The sequence below is a fragment of the Stenotrophomonas tumulicola genome (assembly GCF_014117215.1).
GTDB classification, from domain to species: Bacteria; Pseudomonadota; Gammaproteobacteria; order Xanthomonadales; family Xanthomonadaceae; genus Stenotrophomonas; species Stenotrophomonas tumulicola.
The window spans coordinates 152,144-169,907 of record NZ_JACGXS010000005.1 but is presented as its reverse complement, the minus strand read 5'-3'; the positions used below and the strand labels follow the sequence as shown (position 1 = coordinate 169,907).

Annotated in this window: 17 protein-coding genes; 3 read left to right on the top strand and 14 right to left on the bottom strand. The window is 66.8% G+C overall.

Features of this window, described 5'->3' with window-relative positions:
- Positions 1 to 26: 26 nt before the first annotated feature.
- The 6 genes from tpiA to trpB form a co-directional block, all read right to left on the bottom strand.
- A complete protein-coding gene (gene tpiA / locus H4O11_RS11735) occupies positions 27 to 782 on the bottom strand; it encodes a triose-phosphate isomerase (protein ID WP_182339615.1) in 756 nt (251 codons plus the stop codon).
- Positions 783 to 1,090: 308 nt separating this feature from the next.
- Entirely contained in the window at positions 1,091 to 2,026 is a 936-nt protein-coding gene (locus H4O11_RS11730; protein ID WP_182339614.1) for an isopenicillin N synthase family oxygenase, read from the bottom strand.
- Between the two features lie 129 nt (positions 2,027 to 2,155).
- Entirely contained in the window at positions 2,156 to 3,520 is a 1,365-nt protein-coding gene (gene glmM / locus H4O11_RS11725) for a phosphoglucosamine mutase (RefSeq protein ID WP_182339613.1), read from the bottom strand.
- Entirely contained in the window at positions 3,520 to 4,395 is an 876-nt protein-coding gene (gene accD, locus H4O11_RS11720) for an acetyl-CoA carboxylase, carboxyltransferase subunit beta (protein WP_182339612.1), read from the bottom strand. Before accD ends, glmM begins: the two co-directional genes overlap by 1 nt.
- Positions 4,396 to 4,650: 255 nt before the next feature.
- Complete coding sequence (gene trpA, locus H4O11_RS11715) at positions 4,651 to 5,460, bottom strand: tryptophan synthase subunit alpha (RefSeq protein WP_182339611.1); 810 nt, start codon at positions 5,458 to 5,460, stop codon at positions 4,651 to 4,653.
- 57 nt (positions 5,461 to 5,517) lie between these two features.
- A complete protein-coding gene (gene trpB / locus H4O11_RS11710) occupies positions 5,518 to 6,735 on the bottom strand; it encodes a tryptophan synthase subunit beta (RefSeq protein ID WP_182339610.1) in 1,218 nt (405 codons plus the stop codon).
- Between the two features lie 96 nt (positions 6,736 to 6,831).
- Here trpB and H4O11_RS11705 point away from each other — a divergent pair, with 96 nt between their 5' ends.
- Positions 6,832 to 7,719 carry a LysR family transcriptional regulator gene (locus H4O11_RS11705; RefSeq protein ID WP_182339609.1) on the top strand — a complete coding sequence of 296 codons (888 nt, stop codon included), beginning with the start codon at positions 6,832 to 6,834 and terminating at the stop codon, positions 7,717 to 7,719.
- A 180-nt stretch (positions 7,720 to 7,899) separates the two neighbouring features.
- Here H4O11_RS11705 and H4O11_RS11700 read toward each other — a convergent pair whose 3' ends face one another.
- From H4O11_RS11700 to prmB, 8 genes are all read right to left on the bottom strand, one after another.
- The gene (locus H4O11_RS11700) at positions 7,900 to 8,556 is read right to left on the bottom strand and encodes a phosphoribosylanthranilate isomerase (protein WP_182339608.1); all 657 of its coding nucleotides are present in this window, start codon (positions 8,554 to 8,556) and stop codon (positions 7,900 to 7,902) included.
- Entirely contained in the window at positions 8,553 to 9,323 is a 771-nt protein-coding gene (gene truA, locus H4O11_RS11695) for a tRNA pseudouridine(38-40) synthase TruA (protein WP_182339607.1), read from the bottom strand. The genes H4O11_RS11700 and truA overlap by 4 nt, the downstream gene beginning before the upstream one ends.
- 74 nt (positions 9,324 to 9,397) lie before the next feature.
- Positions 9,398 to 9,760 (bottom strand): VOC family protein, encoded by a 363-nt coding sequence (locus tag H4O11_RS11690; RefSeq protein WP_182339606.1) that lies wholly within the window; start codon positions 9,758 to 9,760, stop codon positions 9,398 to 9,400.
- Between the two features lie 35 nt (positions 9,761 to 9,795).
- Positions 9,796 to 11,706 carry a motility hub landmark protein FimV gene (locus H4O11_RS11685; RefSeq protein ID WP_182339605.1) on the bottom strand — a complete coding sequence of 637 codons (1,911 nt, stop codon included), beginning with the start codon at positions 11,704 to 11,706 and terminating at the stop codon, positions 9,796 to 9,798.
- Between the two features lie 145 nt (positions 11,707 to 11,851).
- Positions 11,852 to 12,880 (bottom strand): aspartate-semialdehyde dehydrogenase, encoded by a 1,029-nt coding sequence (locus tag H4O11_RS11680; RefSeq protein WP_182339604.1) that lies wholly within the window; start codon positions 12,878 to 12,880, stop codon positions 11,852 to 11,854.
- 81 nt (positions 12,881 to 12,961) lie between these two features.
- Positions 12,962 to 13,999, bottom strand: coding sequence for a 2-hydroxyacid dehydrogenase (locus tag H4O11_RS11675; protein ID WP_182339603.1), 1,038 nt, complete (start codon positions 13,997 to 13,999; stop codon positions 12,962 to 12,964).
- Positions 13,992 to 15,095, bottom strand: a complete 1,104-nt coding sequence (aroC, locus tag H4O11_RS11670; RefSeq protein WP_182339602.1) for a chorismate synthase — start codon at positions 15,093 to 15,095, stop codon at positions 13,992 to 13,994. The genes H4O11_RS11675 and aroC overlap by 8 nt, the downstream gene beginning before the upstream one ends.
- The gene (gene prmB, locus H4O11_RS11665) at positions 15,092 to 16,021 is read right to left on the bottom strand and encodes a 50S ribosomal protein L3 N(5)-glutamine methyltransferase (protein WP_182339601.1); all 930 of its coding nucleotides are present in this window, start codon (positions 16,019 to 16,021) and stop codon (positions 15,092 to 15,094) included. Before prmB ends, aroC begins: the two co-directional genes overlap by 4 nt.
- A 127-nt stretch (positions 16,022 to 16,148) precedes the next feature.
- Between prmB and H4O11_RS11660 the strand changes: the two genes are divergently transcribed.
- Both H4O11_RS11660 and asd read left to right on the top strand, forming a co-directional pair.
- Entirely contained in the window at positions 16,149 to 16,799 is a 651-nt protein-coding gene (locus tag H4O11_RS11660; RefSeq protein WP_182339600.1) for an SCO family protein, read from the top strand.
- Positions 16,796 to 17,638, top strand: a complete 843-nt coding sequence (gene asd / locus H4O11_RS11655) for an archaetidylserine decarboxylase (RefSeq protein ID WP_182339599.1) — start codon at positions 16,796 to 16,798, stop codon at positions 17,636 to 17,638. The genes H4O11_RS11660 and asd overlap by 4 nt, the downstream gene beginning before the upstream one ends.
- The last annotated feature ends 126 nt before the right edge of the window (positions 17,639 to 17,764 follow it).

Genomic DNA, 17,764 nt, shown 5'->3' with positions numbered 1-17,764 from the left:
GGAATCCGTCCTCGGACTACTTTCTATCAGGTTGCAGCCGCCGCCCGGGCGATGGCCAGAAAATCGGCGGCGACCAGCGAGGCACCACCTACCAGCCCACCGTCGACGTCGGGCTGTGCGAACAGCTCGGCCGCATTGTCGGGCTTCACACTGCCACCGTAAAGGATGGACAGCGAATCAGCGATTCTAGCATCCACCTTGGCCACTTCGCCACGGATGAAGGCATGTACCTGCTGGGCCTGCTCCTTGCTGGCGGTGCGGCCGGTGCCGATGGCCCAGACCGGCTCATAGGCCACCACGGCGTTGGCGAAGCCCTGCCCGCCCACCTTCTGCAGCACCGGGGCCAGCTGGCTGGCGATCACCGCTTCGGTCTGGCCGGCTTCACGCTGCTCCAGGGTCTCCCCCACGCACAGCACCGGAACCAGGCCCGCATGCAGGGCGGCGGCGAACTTGCGCGCGACCAGTTCGCTGCTCTCGTGATGGTACTGGCGACGCTCGGAGTGACCGACCAGGCCATAGCGCGCACCGACTTCGTGCAGCATCACGGCGGAAACCTCGCCGGTGTAGGCGCCCTTCTCGTTGCAGCTGACGTCCTGGGCGCCGAACTGCAGCCCGGTGTCGGAAAAGTCATCAACCAGCTCGCCCAGGTAGGGCAGTGGCGGCAGGATCACCAGTTCAACCCCCTGCTCCGGCGCCCCGTTGGCGATGTCCGTGACCAGCGAAGTGGCGAATTCGCGGCTGCCGTGCAGCTTCCAGTTTCCGGCGACGATCTTGCGGCGCATGGGCGATGGCTCCGTTTCGTATCAGCCGCCCATGATAACGAATGAAATTATTCCTCGTTGGACCGTAACCGGTTACAGCAGCGAGATGATCGAACGGGTGGAACCCCCTCGCGGCGGGTGGGCCTTCGAGCTGCATCGGGGGGGGCAGACTGGTAGAGCGGGGCCATGCCCCGCTGCCGTTGGCACGATGCCGGAAACAAGGGCAGCGGGGCATGGCCCCGCTCTACCCATCCCCATCACCCCGTTCCGCCGGGCATGGCCCGGCGCTACGCGACGCCGCACGGCCTGTCGAAGCAGCCCGGCGCCCCTTACTTCAGCTTGATCTCGCGCAGGCGCTCTTCAAGGAAACCGTGCGCGGTGATCGCTTCCGGATAGCGGCTCGGATTCTCTTCGGAAATGCACGAAGGCAGCACGTCGATCAGGAAATCCGGGTTCGGGTGCAGGAAGAACGGCACCGAATAGCGCGGCTGGCGCGCCAGGTCACCCGGAGGATTGACCACGCGGTGGATGGTCGACGGATATACGTGGTTGGTCAGGCGCTGCAGCATGTCACCGATATTCACCACGATGGTGTCCGCATCGGATGTGAACGGAACCCAGTCACCCTCATGCGACTGCACTTCCAGGCCGGCCGCGCTTGCACCGACCAGCAGCGTGATGAAGTTGATGTCACCGTGGGCGCCGGCACGCACGTTCGGCACGGCCTCGGTTGTGATCGGCGGGTAATGGATGGGACGCAGGATCGAGTTGCCGTTGTTGGTCTTGTCGGCGAAGAAATCCTGCGCCAGCCCGATGTGCAGCGCCAACGCCGACAGCACCCGCGAACCCAGGTCGTCCAATGCCCGGTACAACGCATAACCACGTTCGCGGAATCCCGGCACTTCGCTCGGCCACAGGTTCGGCGGCATCACCTCGCGGTACTTCGAATCATCCGGAATCTCCCGGCCGATATGCCAGAACTCCTTCAGGTCGAAATGCTTCGAGCCTTTCGCGGTTTCGACGCCGAACGGGGTATAGCCACGCGCACCGCCGCCGCCAGCGACGTGGTACGTGCGCTTGACCTCGTCAGGAAGGGCAAAGAAGGCCTTGAACACATCGTAGGCCGCGTCGATGTCCGCCTGCGGAATGCCATGGTTGCGGATGCCGGCGAACCCCCACTGGCGGTACGCGGCGCCCAGCTCCGCCACGAAGGCGTCGCGGTCGCTGTCAAAGCGGGTGATGTCGAGGGTGGGAATCTGGCTCACAACATGTCCTGGCTGGTCAAATGAACGGTCCGGAGCGCTCGGCGGTCCGGCTGGACATTGTGACAGATCAGGCAGGGTGCGCCAGCAGCCCGCCGGGCATCGCCCGGCACCACCCCGCTCCGCTACCGCCTACGCGGCGGCGGCGGCTTTTACTGCAGTCGACAGCCGGTCCAGCGTGTCCTGCATCAGTCCGGCCTCGTCGGCCTCTACCGTCACCCGCACCACAGGCTCGGTACCCGATGGACGCAGGAACGCGCGTCCGCGCCCGGCCACGGCCTGCTGCGCCTGGCGCAACGCATCCTGCACGCTGCCCGCCTGCACGGTGGCTTTCGCCGACGCCGTGCCCAGGCGCACGTTGACCGTCTTCTGCGGCACCTTGGCCAGCGGCTGCAGTGCCTGGCGCAGGCTGTGGCCGGCATTGCGCAGCGCCACCAGTACCTGCAGGGCGCTGACGATGGCATCACCGGTGGTCGCACGGTCCAGGCACAGCAGGTGGCCGGAGGTTTCCCCACCGAGCACGCCACCGCCTTCGATCAACGCCTGGTGTACATAGCGGTCACCGACGTTGCTGCGCACGAACGGAATCTGCAGGCCAGCCAGGGCCTGTTCCAGGCCGAAATTGGTCATCAGGGTACCCACCACCGGACCGTGCAGCCGCCCTTCCGCCTGCCAGGACCTGGCCAGGATGTAGAGCAGGTCGTCGCCGTCGACCGGGTTCCCCTGGTCATCGGCCATCAGCACGCGGTCGCCGTCGCCATCGAAGGCGATGCCCAGGTCAGCGCCGGTTTCACGCACCTTGGCCGCCAGGTTGTCGATGTGGGTCGAACCGACGCCATCGTTGATGTTGAGCCCGTTCGGGCTGGTGCCGATGTCGATCACCTCCGCGCCCAGCTCGCGGAACAGCAGGGGCGCGATGTGGTAGGTGGCACCGTGCGCGCAGTCCAGCACCAGGCGCATGCCTCGCAGGTCGAAGCTGCGTGGCACGCTGGCCTTGCAGAATTCGATATAGCGGCCGATCGCCTCGCGCGCGCGCATGGCCTTGCCAAGCTTCTCCGATTCAGCGGTGGCGAACGGCGCATCGATCTCCGCTTCCAGCGCCAGTTCGGTGCGGTCATCGAGCTTCTCACCCTGCGCGGAGAAGAACTTGATGCCGTTGTCGTGGTGCGGGTTGTGCGAGGCACTGATGACGATGCCGGCATCCGCGCCCAGCGTGCGGCTCAGGAAAGCGACTGCTGGCGTGGGCATCGGCCCCAGCAACTGCACGTCCACGCCTGCCGCGACCAGGCCGGCCTCCAGCGCCGCCTCGAACATGTAGCCGGAAATACGGGTGTCCTTGCCGATCACCACCACCGGACGCCGGGCATCGCTGCGGCGCTGGGCCACCAGCACGCGGCCGAAGGCATTGCCCAGGCGCAGCACGAAATCGGCCGAGATCACGCCTTCGCCGACGCGGCCACGGATGCCATCGGTACCAAAGTACTTGCGCGTCCCCATCAGGACGCCGCGGACGCAGGTTCGCGACGCAGCATGGCCAGCAGTTCGGACAGGCGGTCGCGCAGTTCGCGGCGGTCACAGATCTGGTCGATGGCGCCGTGTTCGAGCAGGAATTCGGAGCGCTGGAAGCCTTCGGGCAGCTTCTCGCGCACGGTCTGCTCGATCACGCGTGGGCCGGCAAAGCCGATCAGCGCCTGCGGCTCGGCAATGTTGATGTCGCCCAGCATCGCAAAGGACGCCGATACGCCACCGGTAGTCGGATGGGTCAGCACGGAGATGTACGGCAGGCCGGCTTCACGCAGCTTGCCCAGCGCCGCCGAGGTCTTGGCCATCTGCATCAACGAGAACAGGCCTTCCTGCATGCGCGCGCCGCCGCTGGCTGAGAAGCACACATAAGGTGCACCGATCTCCAGCGCGGTTTCTGCCGCCAGCGCGAAACGCTCGCCGACCACCGACCCCATCGAACCGCCCATGAAGGCGAAATCAAACGAGGAGGCGACCAATGGACGGCCCTTGAGCAGGCCGCGCATGGCAATCAGCGCGTCATATTCGCCAGTGTTCTTCTGCGCGATCTTGATCCGCTCGGCGTACTTCTTCTGGTCCTTGAACTTGAGCAGGTCGTTCGGTCCCAGGCGCGCGGCGATCTCCGTGGTGCTGCCGTCATCGAACAGGGCCGCCAGGCGCGCACGTGCGCGGATCGCCATGTGGTGGCCGCACTTGGGGCAGACTTCCAGGTTCGCTTCCAGCTCCGGGCGGTAAAGCGCGCTGCCACAGCTGCTGCACTTCTCCCACAGGCCCTCGGGGACGCTGCGCTTCTTGCTGGGGACATTGTCGGTGCGGATGCCAGACGGCATCAACTTGCTGAGCCAACTCATGCGGGTTGCTACTTCCGTTCAGGGCGGCCCGACGGCCGCAAAGGCGGACAGTCTAGCTCAGGCTTTCCCCGCCCGTGCACCCCCCGCTGCAGCGTACAGGCACGGTGAAAAACCATGCTGGTACGTACGTTCGGGACATCGGGTAGAGCGGGTCCATGAGCCGCTGCCTTCCGTGTGACGGGCATGGCCGGCCGCTACCATCGGTCACCGGACCCAGGGCAACGGGGCCCGGCAACGCGATGTCGTCCAGCCGGCTCAGCGGTCCAGGGCCTGCCGCAGCGGCGCCAGGAATGCCGTTGCAGCCCGTGTGGCCGCTTCCACCGACTCCGCCTCGGCCAGCACCGATACCAGCGCGCTGCCAACCACCACGCCGTCGGCCTGGCGCGCCATCGCCGCCGCGCTGGCGGCATCCTTGATCCCGAACCCCGCCACCACCGGAACCTTGGCGCGTGCACGCAACGCCTGCAGCCGCGCGCTTGCCGCATCACTGTCCAGGCGTTCGGAGGCACCGGTCACGCCAGCAAAGCTGACGTAGTACAGGTAACCGCGGGCCAGCCCGAGCAACGCATCGGCACGCGTGTCACTGGTGGTCGGCGACGCCAGCAGCACCAGCGCCAACCCGGCGGCGTCGAATGCCAGCTTGGCCTCATCGGCTTCTTCCGGCGGCAGGTCCACCAGCAGGATGCCGTCCACGCCGGCGGCCACCGCCTCGCTGGCGAAACGTTCGTAACCGTGGATCTCCACCGGGTTCAGGTATCCCATCAGCACCACCGGCGTGGTGGCATCACGCTCGCGGAACGTCGCTACCGCCTGCAGTACGTAACGCAGGCCTGCGCCACGCGCCAGCGCGCGCTCGGAACTGCGCTGGATGGTGGGCCCATCGGCCATCGGATCAGAGAACGGCACGCCCAGCTCGATCACGTCGGCACCCGCCTCCACCAGTGCCTGCATCACTGGCACGGTAGCTTCCAGCGACGGGTCACCAGCGGTGATGAACGGAATGAGCGCCTTGCGCCCCTGTTCGCGCAGGGCATGGAAACAGGCATCAAGTCGGGACACAGGCATCTCAGGCACTTCCTTCGATCATTTTTACAGGGACAAGCCGGACACGCTGGGCATGGCTCACAGGATCAGGCCTTCGCGTGCGGCAATCGTATGCACGTCCTTGTCACCGCGGCCGGACAGGTTGCACAGCACCAGTTGGTCGCGCGGCCGCTCGCGGGCCAGCTTGATGGCCTGCGCGAGCGCATGGCTGGATTCCAGCGCGGCCAGGATGCCCTCGGTGCGGGCCAGCAGGTGGAATGCCTGCAGTGCTTCATCGTCGGTGATGCCCAGGTAGGTCGCACGACCGCTGTCGGCGAGAAACGCATGTTCCGGACCGACCCCCGGATAATCCAGCCCGGCCGACACCGAATGGGTTTCGATGATCTGGCCATCGTCGTCGCACAGCACATAGGTGCGATTGCCATGCAGCACGCCGGGACGGCCAGCCGCGATGGAGGCGGCATGACGTCCGCTGTCGATGCCGTCGCCCGCCGCTTCGGCGCCGAAAATCTGCACCTGGCGGTCGTTGAGGAATGCATGGAACAGGCCGATGGCGTTGCTGCCGCCACCGACGCATGCGGTCAGCGCGTCAGGCAGGCGCCCGTATTCCTGCAGCATCTGTTCGCGTGCTTCGCGGCCGACGATGGCATTGAAGTCACGCACCATGCGCGGATACGGATCCGGACCGGCGACCGTGCCGATGATGTAGAACGTGTCCTGCACGTTGGTCACCCAGTCACGCATCGCCTCGTTGAGCGCATCCTTCAGCGTGGCCGATCCAGAGGTCACCGGCACCACGGTCGCACCCAGCAGCTTCATCCGGTAGACATTGATCTTCTGCCGTTCGATATCGGTGGCGCCCATGTACACCACGCATTCCAGGCCCAGCCGCGCGGCCACCGTGGCACTGGCCACGCCATGCTGCCCGGCGCCGGTCTCGGCGATAATGCGCTTCTTGCCCATCCGCGCGGCCAGAAGGGCCTGGCCGATGGTGTTGTTGATCTTGTGCGCGCCGGTGTGGTTCAGGTCCTCGCGCTTGAGCAGGATCTGCGCGCCGCCGACATGGTCGCTGAGCCGCCGGGCGTGGTAGATCGGGCTCGGCCGGCCGACATAATGCGCAAGATCGTGGTCGTACTCGGCGATGAAGGCGGGATCCTGGCGGGCCTGGTCGTAGGCGGCGGCCAGTTCCTGCAGCGGCCCGACCAGGGTTTCAGCAACGAAGCTGCCGCCATAGCGGCCGAAATGACCGCGGGCATCGGGATAGGCGTGGAAATCGGCGATGGGGGGCAACGACATGGCAGCAACCGGATCAAGCAGGTGGATGGATACTCTAGCGCACGCTTCCGGTGGCGAATATCGATATTTCCGGCATGACATGTCAGTATTTCTCACATGAAAACGCCTTTTCTTCCGCCCTTGAATGCGCTCCGGGCCTTCGAAGCCACCGCCCGGCTCGGTGGCGTCGGACGCGCTGCACGGGAACTGCATGTCACCCATGGCGCCGTCAGCCGCCAGGTCAAGCAGCTGGAAGCCAGCCTGGAGGTGGTGCTGTTCGAACGCGAGGGGCGCGGGTTGCGACTGAGCACGGCCGGCCAGACCCTGCATGCCGCCTGCAGCGAAGCATTCAGGCGACTCCGCGAAGCGGTGGCGGAGCTGCAACGGCCGCTGCGCCACGACGCGCTGGTGCTTGGCTGCAGCAGCAGCGTGCTGGCGCGCTGGATGATCCCCCGGCTGCCCTTGCTGCAACAGGCGCTGCCGGCACTGACCGTGCACTGGTCCGCATTGGACGGCAGCTTCAGCGCCGAACAGGCACAACTGGACGCGGTGTTGCTGCTGGCCGAGCCGCCGTGGCCGGCTGGCTGGCAGGTGATCGAACTGGCCCCGGAGCGGGTCGGCGCCGTGGTGGCACCACGCCATCCCGGCGCCGCGCTGCTGCAGGACCAGCCGCCACGCGCCCTGCAGCAACAGCCCTTGCTGCACACCACCTCACGGCCACAGGCCTGGCCAGCATGGGCCGCCGCGCATCACCTGGAACCGGATTCACTGCACCCCGGACAGGGCTTCGAGCACCTGTACTACCTGCTCGAGGCAGCGGTGGCCGGGCTGGGCGTGGCGATCGCGCCAGAGCCACTGGTCGCCGAAGACCTGGCCGACGGGCGCCTGCTGGCGCCGTGGGGCTTCGCCGCCACCGGCGGCCAATGGGTGCTGGCGCGGCCCGCAGGGCGTACCGATCCGCGCGTGGACGCTTTGGCCGACTGGTTGACGGCACAGTTGAGGTAACGCCGGGCCATTGGGGCAACGCCGGGCCATGCCCAGCCATTGAGGTACCGCCGGGCCATGCGCCCGGCCATTCGGGTACCGCCGGGCCATACCCGACCATTGGGGTAGCGCCGGGCCATGCCCGGCGAGCGCAGCGGCCGCCCGGATCCAACCGGGCACCCCACCAGCGCCGCCTGGACGTCAGTCCAGCACGGCGCAGTCGGCGCGACGCACTTCCTCGACGAACGTGCGCATCAGGTATCCGTCCTTGATGCCCGGCTCGCTCTCTATGCCACTGGACACATCCACGCCCCACGGCAACGTCGCCAACGCGGCGTCATACACGTTTTCCGGCGTCAGCCCGCCGGCCAGCAGGAAAGGGCGATGCAGCCCCGTAGGTATGCGCGTCCAGTCGAATGCCACGCCGGTGCCGCCGCCACCGCCGGGGGCGTGGCTGTCGAACAGGAAACCTGCGGCACTGGGATAGCGCAGTTGCAGCGTGCGCGCCGTGGCCTCTTCGCGCCCGCCCATGGCAATGGCCTTCAGGTAGGGCATGTTGAAGCTGCGGCAGAACCCTTCGTCTTCATCACCATGGAACTGCAGCAGCGTCGGTCGCACCGTGCGCAGCACCTCACGTACTTCCTCACGGGTGTTGTCACGGAACAGGGCGACCACATCCACCATCGGCGCAATGGCCTGGCGCATCGCGCGCGCTTCAGCCGGTGCCACGCGACGCTTGCTTTCGCGGGCGAAGATGAAACCCACCGCGTCCACGCCCAGTTCGCCGGCCAGGCGCACATCGCCGGCACGGGTCATGCCACAGAACTTGATCCGGGTGCGGTAGTACGAGCGGCTCATAGGGTGACCTCAGCAGGCAGTTGCCAGTTGTCGGGATACAGCGGTCCCAGGAACACCAGGCCCTGCGGCGGTGCGGTAGGGCCGGCGACGGTGCGATCGCGGCCTGCCAGCAGCTCGCCCATCCAGTCGACCGGGCGCTCTCCACTGCCAACCAGGATCAGCGAGCCCACGATATTGCGAACCATGTGATGAAGGAATGCATTGGCCTGCACCGACACCTCGACCACCTCGCCACTGCGGCTGACCTGCAGCGACTGCAGCTCGCGCCGCGCGTGCAACGCCTGGCACTGGATGCTGCGAAAGGCACTGAAGTCGTTCTCTCCCAACAGGGCCTGCCCGGCTGAGTGCATGCGTACCGCATCCAGCTCGCGACGCTCCCAGCTCAATGTCTGCCGGTACAGCGCCGGACGCACCTGGCGGTTGAGCAACCGATAGCGATAGCGCCGGGCCCGCGCCGAAAACCGCGCATGGAAATCATCTGCCACCGGCGTGCACCAGCGCACGGCCACCGATCGTGGCAGGCGTGCAGTGACGCCCAGCGTCCAGCCGCGCGGATCGCGCTCGGCCTCGCTGTCGAAATGCACGACCTGGCATTCGCCATGCACACCGGCATCGGTACGTCCGGCACAGACCACCTTCACCGGCGAATCGGCCACCGATGAAAGCGCTTTTTCCAGGGCGGCCTGCACGCTCGGCCCACCCTCTCCCAGGTGCTGCCAGCCCCTGAAATCGCTACCGTCGTACTCGACGCCCAGCGCATAACGCATGTACTACCTCGATATCTGCAATGAAGGAGGCGCAGCGCACCGCCCAGGGGGGCGGTCGCCATGCCGCCCCGGCTTCAGCCGGCCAGGTCGCGCTCGGACCAGACAGCCAGCTCGTTGCCGCCGGGCTCACGAAACTGGAAGCGACTGCCGCCGGGGAACGGAAATACCGGCTTGAGGATCGCCCCGCCGGCGGCGAGTACGGCCTCCAGCACCGGCTGCAGCCTGTCGGCATACAGCACCAGCAGGGGCGCGCCATCGTCGGCACCGCGTGGTTTGCCACGGAAGAAGCCACCCTGCAGGCGCCCGTCGTCGAACGCGGTGTAGTCCGGGCCATAGTCCTGGAACGTCCAAGCAAACACCGTCTCGAAAAAGGCACGGCTGGCGGCTGGATCCTGCGAAGCGAACTCAACGTAATCGATGCGGTTGTCGTGGTGCATGTGCGCTCCGTGTCAGTCGGCTCGAATCGAGCAGGTCAGCCCAGCCTGGCCAGTAGTTCACGCGCCTGTGCCTGCAGGTGCGGATCGTCGGCACTAACCACTTCCTGCAGCAGGGCACGTGCAGTCTGCGCATCGCCCAGGTCGAGATAGGCGATCGCCAGCTCCAGGCGGTCATGCCCGGCCGGGTTGGACGTGCGTTCGGATACGTCGTCGGCCGACGTCGAGGTCGCCCGGTCCGGGATGCCTCCATCCTCTTCGGCAGGCAGCTCGAACACGCCGCGATAGGCATCCTGCTGTTCGGCCTCACGCGCATAGGACGGCACCGGATCCAGTCCGTGCAGGCCCTCGTCGGCGGCAACCCACGGCGTTTCGATCACCGGCTCCGCCGGAGCCGAGGCCTGCATGGACTCGCCCGCGCGCGAAGTGGGTGGCAACGCCTGCGGCGACGACACGTCCGCGCCTGTGCCTGGACTTCCAATCTCCTGCGGAGCCTCTTCCGGCAGGGCATCGGGGACGACATCATCATTCCAGGGGGCTCGTTCGGCCAGTACGTCCAGCCCCGCGCCCGCAGGCAGGCTGGTCGACAGTGCGCTGTCATCATGGTCGTCGCGTCGCAGCGGGGGCAGCGGCGACGGCCGGCGACGGCGCGACAGCCACCAGCCCAGCGCGGCCAGCAGGATCAGTGGCAGGCCAAGCCAGTACCAGGGCCCGGATGCATCGCGTTCCGCAGGCACCTGGCCCAGCCGCGACTGCACCGCAGCCAGTTCCGTATCTTTCAGCTCCACCAGGGCCTGCTGGCGGGTCTGCAGCGTTTCCAGTTCCGCCACCCGTTGCTTCAATTCGTCGATTTCAGCATCGCGCGTGGCGACGTCTTCCCTTGCCTGACGCAGTTGTTCATTGCCCAGCATGTCACCCTCGCTTCCCTCACCGGTACCGGTGGTTGTGCCGGCCGTTGTGGCCATTGCCGCCACCGCCGGAGCGATCTCCAGGCGTGCGCCATCGGCCGCCTGTGCCTTCGCCGTGGCGGTCGCCGCCATCGGTGCCGCTGGTGCCTGCGCGTTCGCCGGCTGCGGGATGGTGCGTGATTGACGCCATTGCGCCGTGTGTTCGCGCACCATGGCCGCCGCTTCACTGGCCTCCACTGCAGCCAGTTCGGACGCATCCGGCATGCGCAGCACGGCGCCCTCCTTGAGCAGGTTGATGTTGCCGCGGATGAACGCTTCCGGGTTGGCACGCAGCAGCGCGATCATCGCGCGGTCGCGGCCGACCTGCTGGCTGCGCGCCAGGGTCTGTGCAATCTCCGACAAGGTCTGGCCCCTGCGCACGACGGCAGCGCCATCGCCGGCAGGTACCACGGGCGACGCCGCTGCGGCAGGTTGCGCGGCTGCGGCGTCGGTGCGCCCGGCCGGCGGTGCCGTGGCGGTGTCCTGCACAGGCGCTGCATCCGTTGCCTGCGCTTCGCGCACGATGGCGTTGGACATTGCCCCGGCCGGTGCAACTATCTCCGGCTCGTTCACCGCCAGCGCCCGGTTCGGCGCATCGACCAGCGCCGAATACTCGCGCACCAGCCGCCCCTTGCCCCAATCGGCTTCGATCAGGAAGGCCAGTGACGGTGTATCCACCGGCGTCTGCGAGGTCACCCGCACCACGGCCCTGCCCTGCGCATTGCGGGTCAGTTCGAACTGCAGTTCGCTGACCAGGCCGACCGGACGCTGCAGGCCCACGCGTTCGAAGGTAACCGGAGAAGCCAAACCGACACGCAGGTTCTGCAGTTCCGAAGGATCAGCGGAAATGACCGGGATCTCGGCCAGCAACGGCTGCCCAGGCTTGGAAAACACGCGGATGTCGCCCAGGCCCAGTGCCATGGCCGAACTGCTGGCCAGGGCCAGCAGTGCGGTGGACAGATACCTGAGCGGACGCATCACGCCACGGAGCCCTTTATTCATGGCAGCCAATATAACGGTTGGCCGCCACTTGCAGGTAGAGCGGGTCCATGACCCGCTGCTTTTCCCTGGCAACCGTGCGAACGGCAGCGGCCCATGGCCATGGGTCCGCTCCGCCAGTGAATGACACCCGCTGCGTCCAGACAGGTCAGCGCGTTTCAGCAGCGACCAGTTCGGCCAGCTGCACCGCGTTCAGCGCTGCGCCCTTGCGGATGTTGTCCGATACGATCCACAGGTTCAGTCCACGTGGATGCGACAGGTCCTCGCGGATGCGGCCGACGTACACCGCATCGGTGCCCGAGGCATGGGTCACCGGCGTCGGGTACCCGCCCGCTTCGCGCCTGTCCACCACTTCCACGCCCGGCGACTGCGCCAGCAGCTCACGCGCCGCCTCCACCGTGACCTTTTCGCGGGTTTCGATGGTGACCGCTTCGGAATGCCCATAGAACACCGGCACGCGCACGGCGGTGGGATTCACCAGGATGCTGTCGTCGCCAAGGATCTTCTGCGTTTCCCAGACCAGCTTCATTTCTTCCTTGGTGAAACCGTTGTCGAGGAAGTCATCGATATGCGGGATCAGGTTGAAGGCGATCTGCACCGGGAAGCGCTGCGGCTCGATCTCCTGGAAACCGAGCAGCTGGCCGGTCTGCCTGCCCAGTTCCTCCAGTGCCGAACGACCGCCGCCGGATACCGATTGATAGGTCGCAACGTTGATGCGCTCGATGCCATACCGGCGATGCAGCGGGGCCAGCGCCACCAGCATCTGCATGGTCGAGCAGTTCGGGTTGGCGATGATGCCTCGCGGGCGCTTGGCAACCTGTTCCGGGTTGACCTCCGACACCACCAGCGGCACGTCGTCGTCGTAACGGAATGCCGAAGAGTTGTCGATCACCACCGCGCCGGCAGCGGCGAACTTCGGGGCGTATTCCCTGGACACGCCGCCACCGGCCGAAAACAGGGCGATGTCCACCCCGGCCGGGTCGAAGCTGGCCAGGTCCTGCACGATGACCTTCTGGCCGTTGAATTCGATCTCGCCACCCGCGGAACGCTCCGACGCCAGCAGGGTCAGCGTGCCGACCGGGAAATCGCGTTCGGCCAGGATGGCCAGCATGGTCTCGCCGACCGCGCCGGTGGCGCCGACGACGGCGACATGGAAGGAACGTTGTTCGTTACTCATGGGGAAACTCTCGAAAAAGATGGGGGATTCACGCAATGCGGCCGGGTTCGGGGAACCTCCTCGTGCAGGCGCGGAGGTTCCCTATCGTTTTTTATCTTTATCGCCCGCGGTTGCACGCGCAGCGAGCGCGGCATCGGCGTTGACGGCACTGGGCATGCGCGAGGCTTCGCCGACCACGCCCAGCGCGGCCAGCAGATTGTCCGCCGCCAGCTGCACCATCGCCTTGCGGGTGGCCAGCGACGCGCTGCCGATGTGCGGGGTCAGCACCACGTTGCCCAGCGCCAGCAGTTCCTGGCGCACGCGCGGCTCGCCTTCGAATACATCCAGGCCCGCCGCAGCGAGACCGCCGCTGGACAATGCATCAGCCAGCGCCAGCTCGTCGACGATACCGCCACGGGCGATGTTCACCAGCGTGGCGGACGGCCGCATCTTCGCCAGCGCGGCGGCATCGATGATGTGGTGCGAGTCCGGGGTATAGGGGAGCACCAGTACCAGGTGGTCGCTCTGCGCCAGCAGCGCATCGAAATCCACGTAGCTTGCACCGACCTCGGACTCGGTCGCCGCAGGTAGCCGCGACCGGTTGTGGTACAGCACGCGCATGCCGAAACCGTGGGCACCGCGGCGGGCGATGCCCTGGCCGATCCGGCCCATGCCGAGGATGCCCAGGGTACTGCCATGGATGTCTGCGCCGAGCATGGTCTGGAACGACCACTGCCCCCACTGCCCGTCGCGCAGCCAGCGCTCGGATTCGGTGATGCGCCGGGCGGTGGCCATCAACAGCGCAAAACCCAGGTCCGCGGTTGTTTCGGTCAGTACGTCCGGCGTGTTGCTGGCCAGGATGCCGGCGGCGCTGAGCGCCTCGACATCCAGGTTGTTGTAGCCGACGCCAACGTTGGCGATGGCCTGCAGGCGTCCGGCACCTGCCACCTGGGCCGCACCGATGCGCTCGTTGAGGGTGATGATCGCGCCATCCACGTCGGCCAGGCGCTCGGCCAGCTGCTCCGGCGTCCACGCGGTCACCTCATCGGTGGTGACCAGGTCGACCTGCGCGCGCAATGGCTCGATCACCGCATCGATGAGCGGTTGGCTTACCCAGACGACCGGACGCGACTCAACCATCGATCTTCCCCGGGATGCGTGGGGTGACGTGGCCGACGTCGCCGCACTGCGCACGATGGCGCAGCGCCTGGTCCATCAGCACCAGCGCCATCATCGCCTCGGCGATGGGGGTGGCCCGGATGCCGACACAGGGATCATGGCGACCGGTGGTGACCACCTCGATGACCTGGCCTTCGGTATCCAGCGAGGCTCCCGGCAGGCGCAGGCTGGAGGTCGGCTTGAGCACGATGGAAGCCGTGACCGGCTGGCCGGTGGAAATACCGCCGAGGATGCCGCCGGCGTGGTTGCTGGCGAAGCCTCCCGGGGTGAGCAGGTCACGGTGTTCGGTGCCCTTCTGCGCGGCGCTGGCAAAGCCATCGCCGATTTCCACGCCCTTGACCGCATTGATGCTCATCAGCGCCGACGCCAGCTCGCCGTCCAGCTTGCCGTAGATCGGTTCGCCCCAGCCCGGCGGCACGTTGTCGGCCACCACGTGCACGCGCGCGCCGACCGAATCGCCGGACTTGCGCAACGCGTCCATGTAGCTTTCCAGCTCCGGCACCTGGGCCGCATCGGGCCAGAAGAAGGGATTGTCTTCCACCACCGACCAGTCGAAACCGTTCGGGGTGATCCCGCCCAGCTGCGACAGGCAGCCACGCACCGTCACGCCAAAGCGTTCGCGCAACCACTTCTTGGCGACCACGCCAGCAGCCACGCGCATGGTGGTTTCGCGTGCGGACGAACGACCACCACCACGCGGATCACGGATACCGTACTTGTGCCAGTAGCTGTAGTCGGCATGGCCGGGCCGGAACTGCTGGCCGATGCTGGCGTAGTCCTTGCTGCGCTGGTCGGTGTTGCGGATCAGCAGGGCGATCGGCGTGCCGGTGCTGAGTCCTTCGTACACGCCGGACAGGATCTCGACCTCGTCGGCTTCCCGCCGTGCGGAGGTGTGGCGGCTCTTGCCGGTGGCGCGGCGCTGCAGGTCGTGCGCGAATTCGGCTGCGTCCAGGGCCAGCCCCGGCGGGCAGCCATCGATCACGCAGCCGATCGCCGGCCCGTGCGACTCGCCGAAGGTGGTGACGGTGAACAGCTTGCCGAATGCATTGGAACTCACGGCCGCTGGGCCGCCAGTTCGGTGATGCGCGCGCTGTGCGCGATCAGTTCACGGCACTCCACCGCGAAGATGCCCATCTGGCCGACCTTGAACTCGATCCAGGCGAAGTCCACTTCCGGCAGCAGCTTGACCAGGTGCTGTTCGGATTCGCCGACTTCGCAGATCAGCAGGCCGTCTTCGCTGAGGTGCAGCGGCGCGTCGCGCAGGATCTTCAACACCAGGTCCAGGCCGTCGTCGCCAGCACGCAGGCCCATCTCGGGCTCGTACGAATATTCCTGCGGCAGCGCGTCGGTCTCGTCATTGGTGACATAGGGCGGATTGGTGACGATCAGGTCGTAGTGCCGCCCGGTCAGGCCATTGAACAGGTCCGACTTCAGCAGGGCCACGTTGTGTGCCTGCAACCGCTCCTTGTTCTCCCCGGCCAGCGACAGCGCCTCGTCGCTCAGGTCCACGCCATCCACTTCCCAGTTCGGGTAGTAGTGGCCCATCGCGATGGCGATGCAGCCGGAACCGGTGCACAGGTCCAGCGCGCGCTGCACATGGCGGCCAGCCAGCCAGGGCTCGAATCCGGTTTCGATCAGTTCGGCGATCGGCGAGCGGGGCACCAGCGCCCGGTTGTCGCTCTTGAAGCTCAGCCCGGCGAACCAGGCCTCGCCGGTCAGGTAGGCGGCCGGGATGCGCTCGTCGATGCGACGCTGGAACAGGTCCAGCACCTGCAGCTTTTCCGCCTGCAGCAGGCGCGCCTGGCCATAGGCCGGGCCGAGGTCGTGCGGCAGGTGCAGGCTGTGCAGCACCAGTTGGGTCGCCTCGTCCAGCGCATTGTCGTAGCTGTGCCCGAAGGTCAGCCCTGCAGCATTGAAACGGCTGGTGCCGTAGCGGATCAGGTCGATGATCGTGTGGAGTTCGGCGGCCGTTTCGGCGGTCATGGCGGTACGACGGGTAGATTGGTCCCCGATTATAGGCGCTGCAGGCTGCCTCGGCATCCGTTGCAGGGGAAACGACCACCGCGCAGCCGTTATGATGGTGTCCGACCCATCGGCACCGCAGGCTCTCATGTTCAATCGCAATGTCGGCATCATCCTGCTCATCGCCCTGGCAGCCGGCCTGGGCCTGCTGGCCGCGCAGAAGGTATTCACGCCCAAGCCCCCGGCCGGCATGCCCGCCACCGAAACCATCACGTTCTATCCGCAGCCACGGCCGCTGCCGGAGTTCAACCTGGCCCAGGCCGACGGTACCCGGCTGATCCCCGGCGAGCTCAATGGGCATTGGACCCTGGTGTTCCTGGGCTTCACCTTCTGCCCGGACGTCTGCCCGACCACCCTGGCCGAGCTGGCCGGCGCGCAGAAGCAGTGGGAGACGCTGCCCGACAGCCTGCGCCCGCGCGTGCTGTTCGTTTCGGTCGACCCCGAGCGCGACAGTGCGACGCGGCTCGGCGAATACGTCCATGCGTTCCACAAGGACACCCTGGCCGCCACCGGCGATGTGCCGTCGCTGGAGAAGTTCGCCACCTCGCTGGGCTTCGTGTTCCAGAAGGTGCCGGGCGCGCATTTCGACGAAAACCCTGAAGATTATTCGGTGGAGCATTCGGCCAACCTGGCCGTGCTCGACGCCGAAGGCCGCCTGGCCGGCCTGGTCCGCCCCCCTTTCAACGCGCCGGCGATCGCCCGCGACCTGCAGCTGCTGACCGAGAAGTCCACCCCATGAGCCTGATGACCACCCTCAGCTACGCCCTGCCGCATCGCCTGCTTTCTTCGATGGCGCGTGCGCTGGCGTACTCGGACAATCCGCGCGTGTCGCAGTGGCTGATCGATACCGTCACGACGAAATTCGGCGTGGACCTGGATGAGGCAGCGAACCCGGATCGGCGCAGCTACCCGACCTTCAACCAGTTTTTCACCCGTGCGCTGAAGCCCGGTGCACGGGTGGCCGACGCCGATCCCCGCAGCCTGGTGATGCCCGCCGATGGTCGCATCAGCCAGCTCGGCCGGATCGAAAGCGGTCGCATCTTCCAGGCCAAGGGCCAATCGTTCACCGCTGCCGAACTGCTGGGCGGAGTCGAGGATGCCAAGCCGTTCAACGAGGGGCTGTTCGCCACCGTCTACCTGTCACCGAAGGATTATCACCGCGTGCACATGCCGTGGACCGGCACGCTGCGCGAGACGGTGCACGTGCCGGGCCGCTTGTTCAGTGTCGGCCCCGCAGCGGTGAACAAGGTGCCCGGCCTGTTCGCCCGCAACGAACGGCTGGTCTGCCACTTCGACACCAGCTTCGGCCCGATGGTCAGCGTGATGGTCGGTGCGCTGCTGGTGTCCGGCGTGGAAACGGTGTGGAGCGGCGAAGAGATTCCCCATTACGGCGACCGCATCACCCGCAAGGATTACCGTGGCAAGGGCATCGTGCTGGAGCGCTTCGCTGAAATGGCGCGCTTCAACTATGGTTCGACGGTGATCGTGCTGTTGCCGCCGGGTGTTGCCGAGTTTGCACCGCACCTGGATGCAGAGCACCCGGTACAGCTGGGCCAGGCGCTGGCGACCCTGCGCTGACGATGGTGACGGCCGCTTGCCGTCGCGGTGGCGGTAGCGGTAGCGCCGAGCCATGCTCGGCGAGCATGTCCGCCGGGCATGGCCCGGCGCTACGTCGACGTGTGCATGGCCTGTCGACGGCATCTG

Bases quoted from the DNA above. Each gene is read 5' to 3' on its own strand.
- tpiA (WP_182339615.1), bottom strand. From the start codon at position 782: ATGCGCCGCAAGATCGTCGCCGGAAACTGGAAGCTGCACGGCAGCCGC.
- glmM (WP_182339613.1), bottom strand. From the start codon at position 3,520: ATGGGGACGCGCAAGTACTTTGGTACCGATGGCATCCGTGGCCGCGTC.
- accD (WP_182339612.1), bottom strand. From the start codon at position 4,395: ATGAGTTGGCTCAGCAAGTTGATGCCGTCTGGCATCCGCACCGACAAT.
- trpA (WP_182339611.1), bottom strand. From the start codon at position 5,460: ATGCCTGTGTCCCGACTTGATGCCTGTTTCCATGCCCTGCGCGAACAG.
- trpB (WP_182339610.1), bottom strand. From the start codon at position 6,735: ATGTCGTTGCCCCCCATCGCCGATTTCCACGCCTATCCCGATGCCCGC.
- H4O11_RS11705 (WP_182339609.1), top strand. From the start codon at position 6,832: ATGAAAACGCCTTTTCTTCCGCCCTTGAATGCGCTCCGGGCCTTCGAA.
- H4O11_RS11700 (WP_182339608.1), bottom strand. From the start codon at position 8,556: ATGAGCCGCTCGTACTACCGCACCCGGATCAAGTTCTGTGGCATGACC.
- truA (WP_182339607.1), bottom strand. From the start codon at position 9,323: ATGCGTTATGCGCTGGGCGTCGAGTACGACGGTAGCGATTTCAGGGGC.
- H4O11_RS11690 (WP_182339606.1), bottom strand. From the start codon at position 9,760: ATGCACCACGACAACCGCATCGATTACGTTGAGTTCGCTTCGCAGGAT.
- H4O11_RS11685 (WP_182339605.1), bottom strand. From the start codon at position 11,706: ATGAATAAAGGGCTCCGTGGCGTGATGCGTCCGCTCAGGTATCTGTCC.
- H4O11_RS11680 (WP_182339604.1), bottom strand. From the start codon at position 12,880: ATGAGTAACGAACAACGTTCCTTCCATGTCGCCGTCGTCGGCGCCACC.
- H4O11_RS11675 (WP_182339603.1), bottom strand. From the start codon at position 13,999: ATGGTTGAGTCGCGTCCGGTCGTCTGGGTAAGCCAACCGCTCATCGAT.
- prmB (WP_182339601.1), bottom strand. From the start codon at position 16,021: ATGACCGCCGAAACGGCCGCCGAACTCCACACGATCATCGACCTGATC.
- H4O11_RS11660 (WP_182339600.1), top strand. From the start codon at position 16,149: ATGTTCAATCGCAATGTCGGCATCATCCTGCTCATCGCCCTGGCAGCC.
- asd (WP_182339599.1), top strand. From the start codon at position 16,796: ATGAGCCTGATGACCACCCTCAGCTACGCCCTGCCGCATCGCCTGCTT.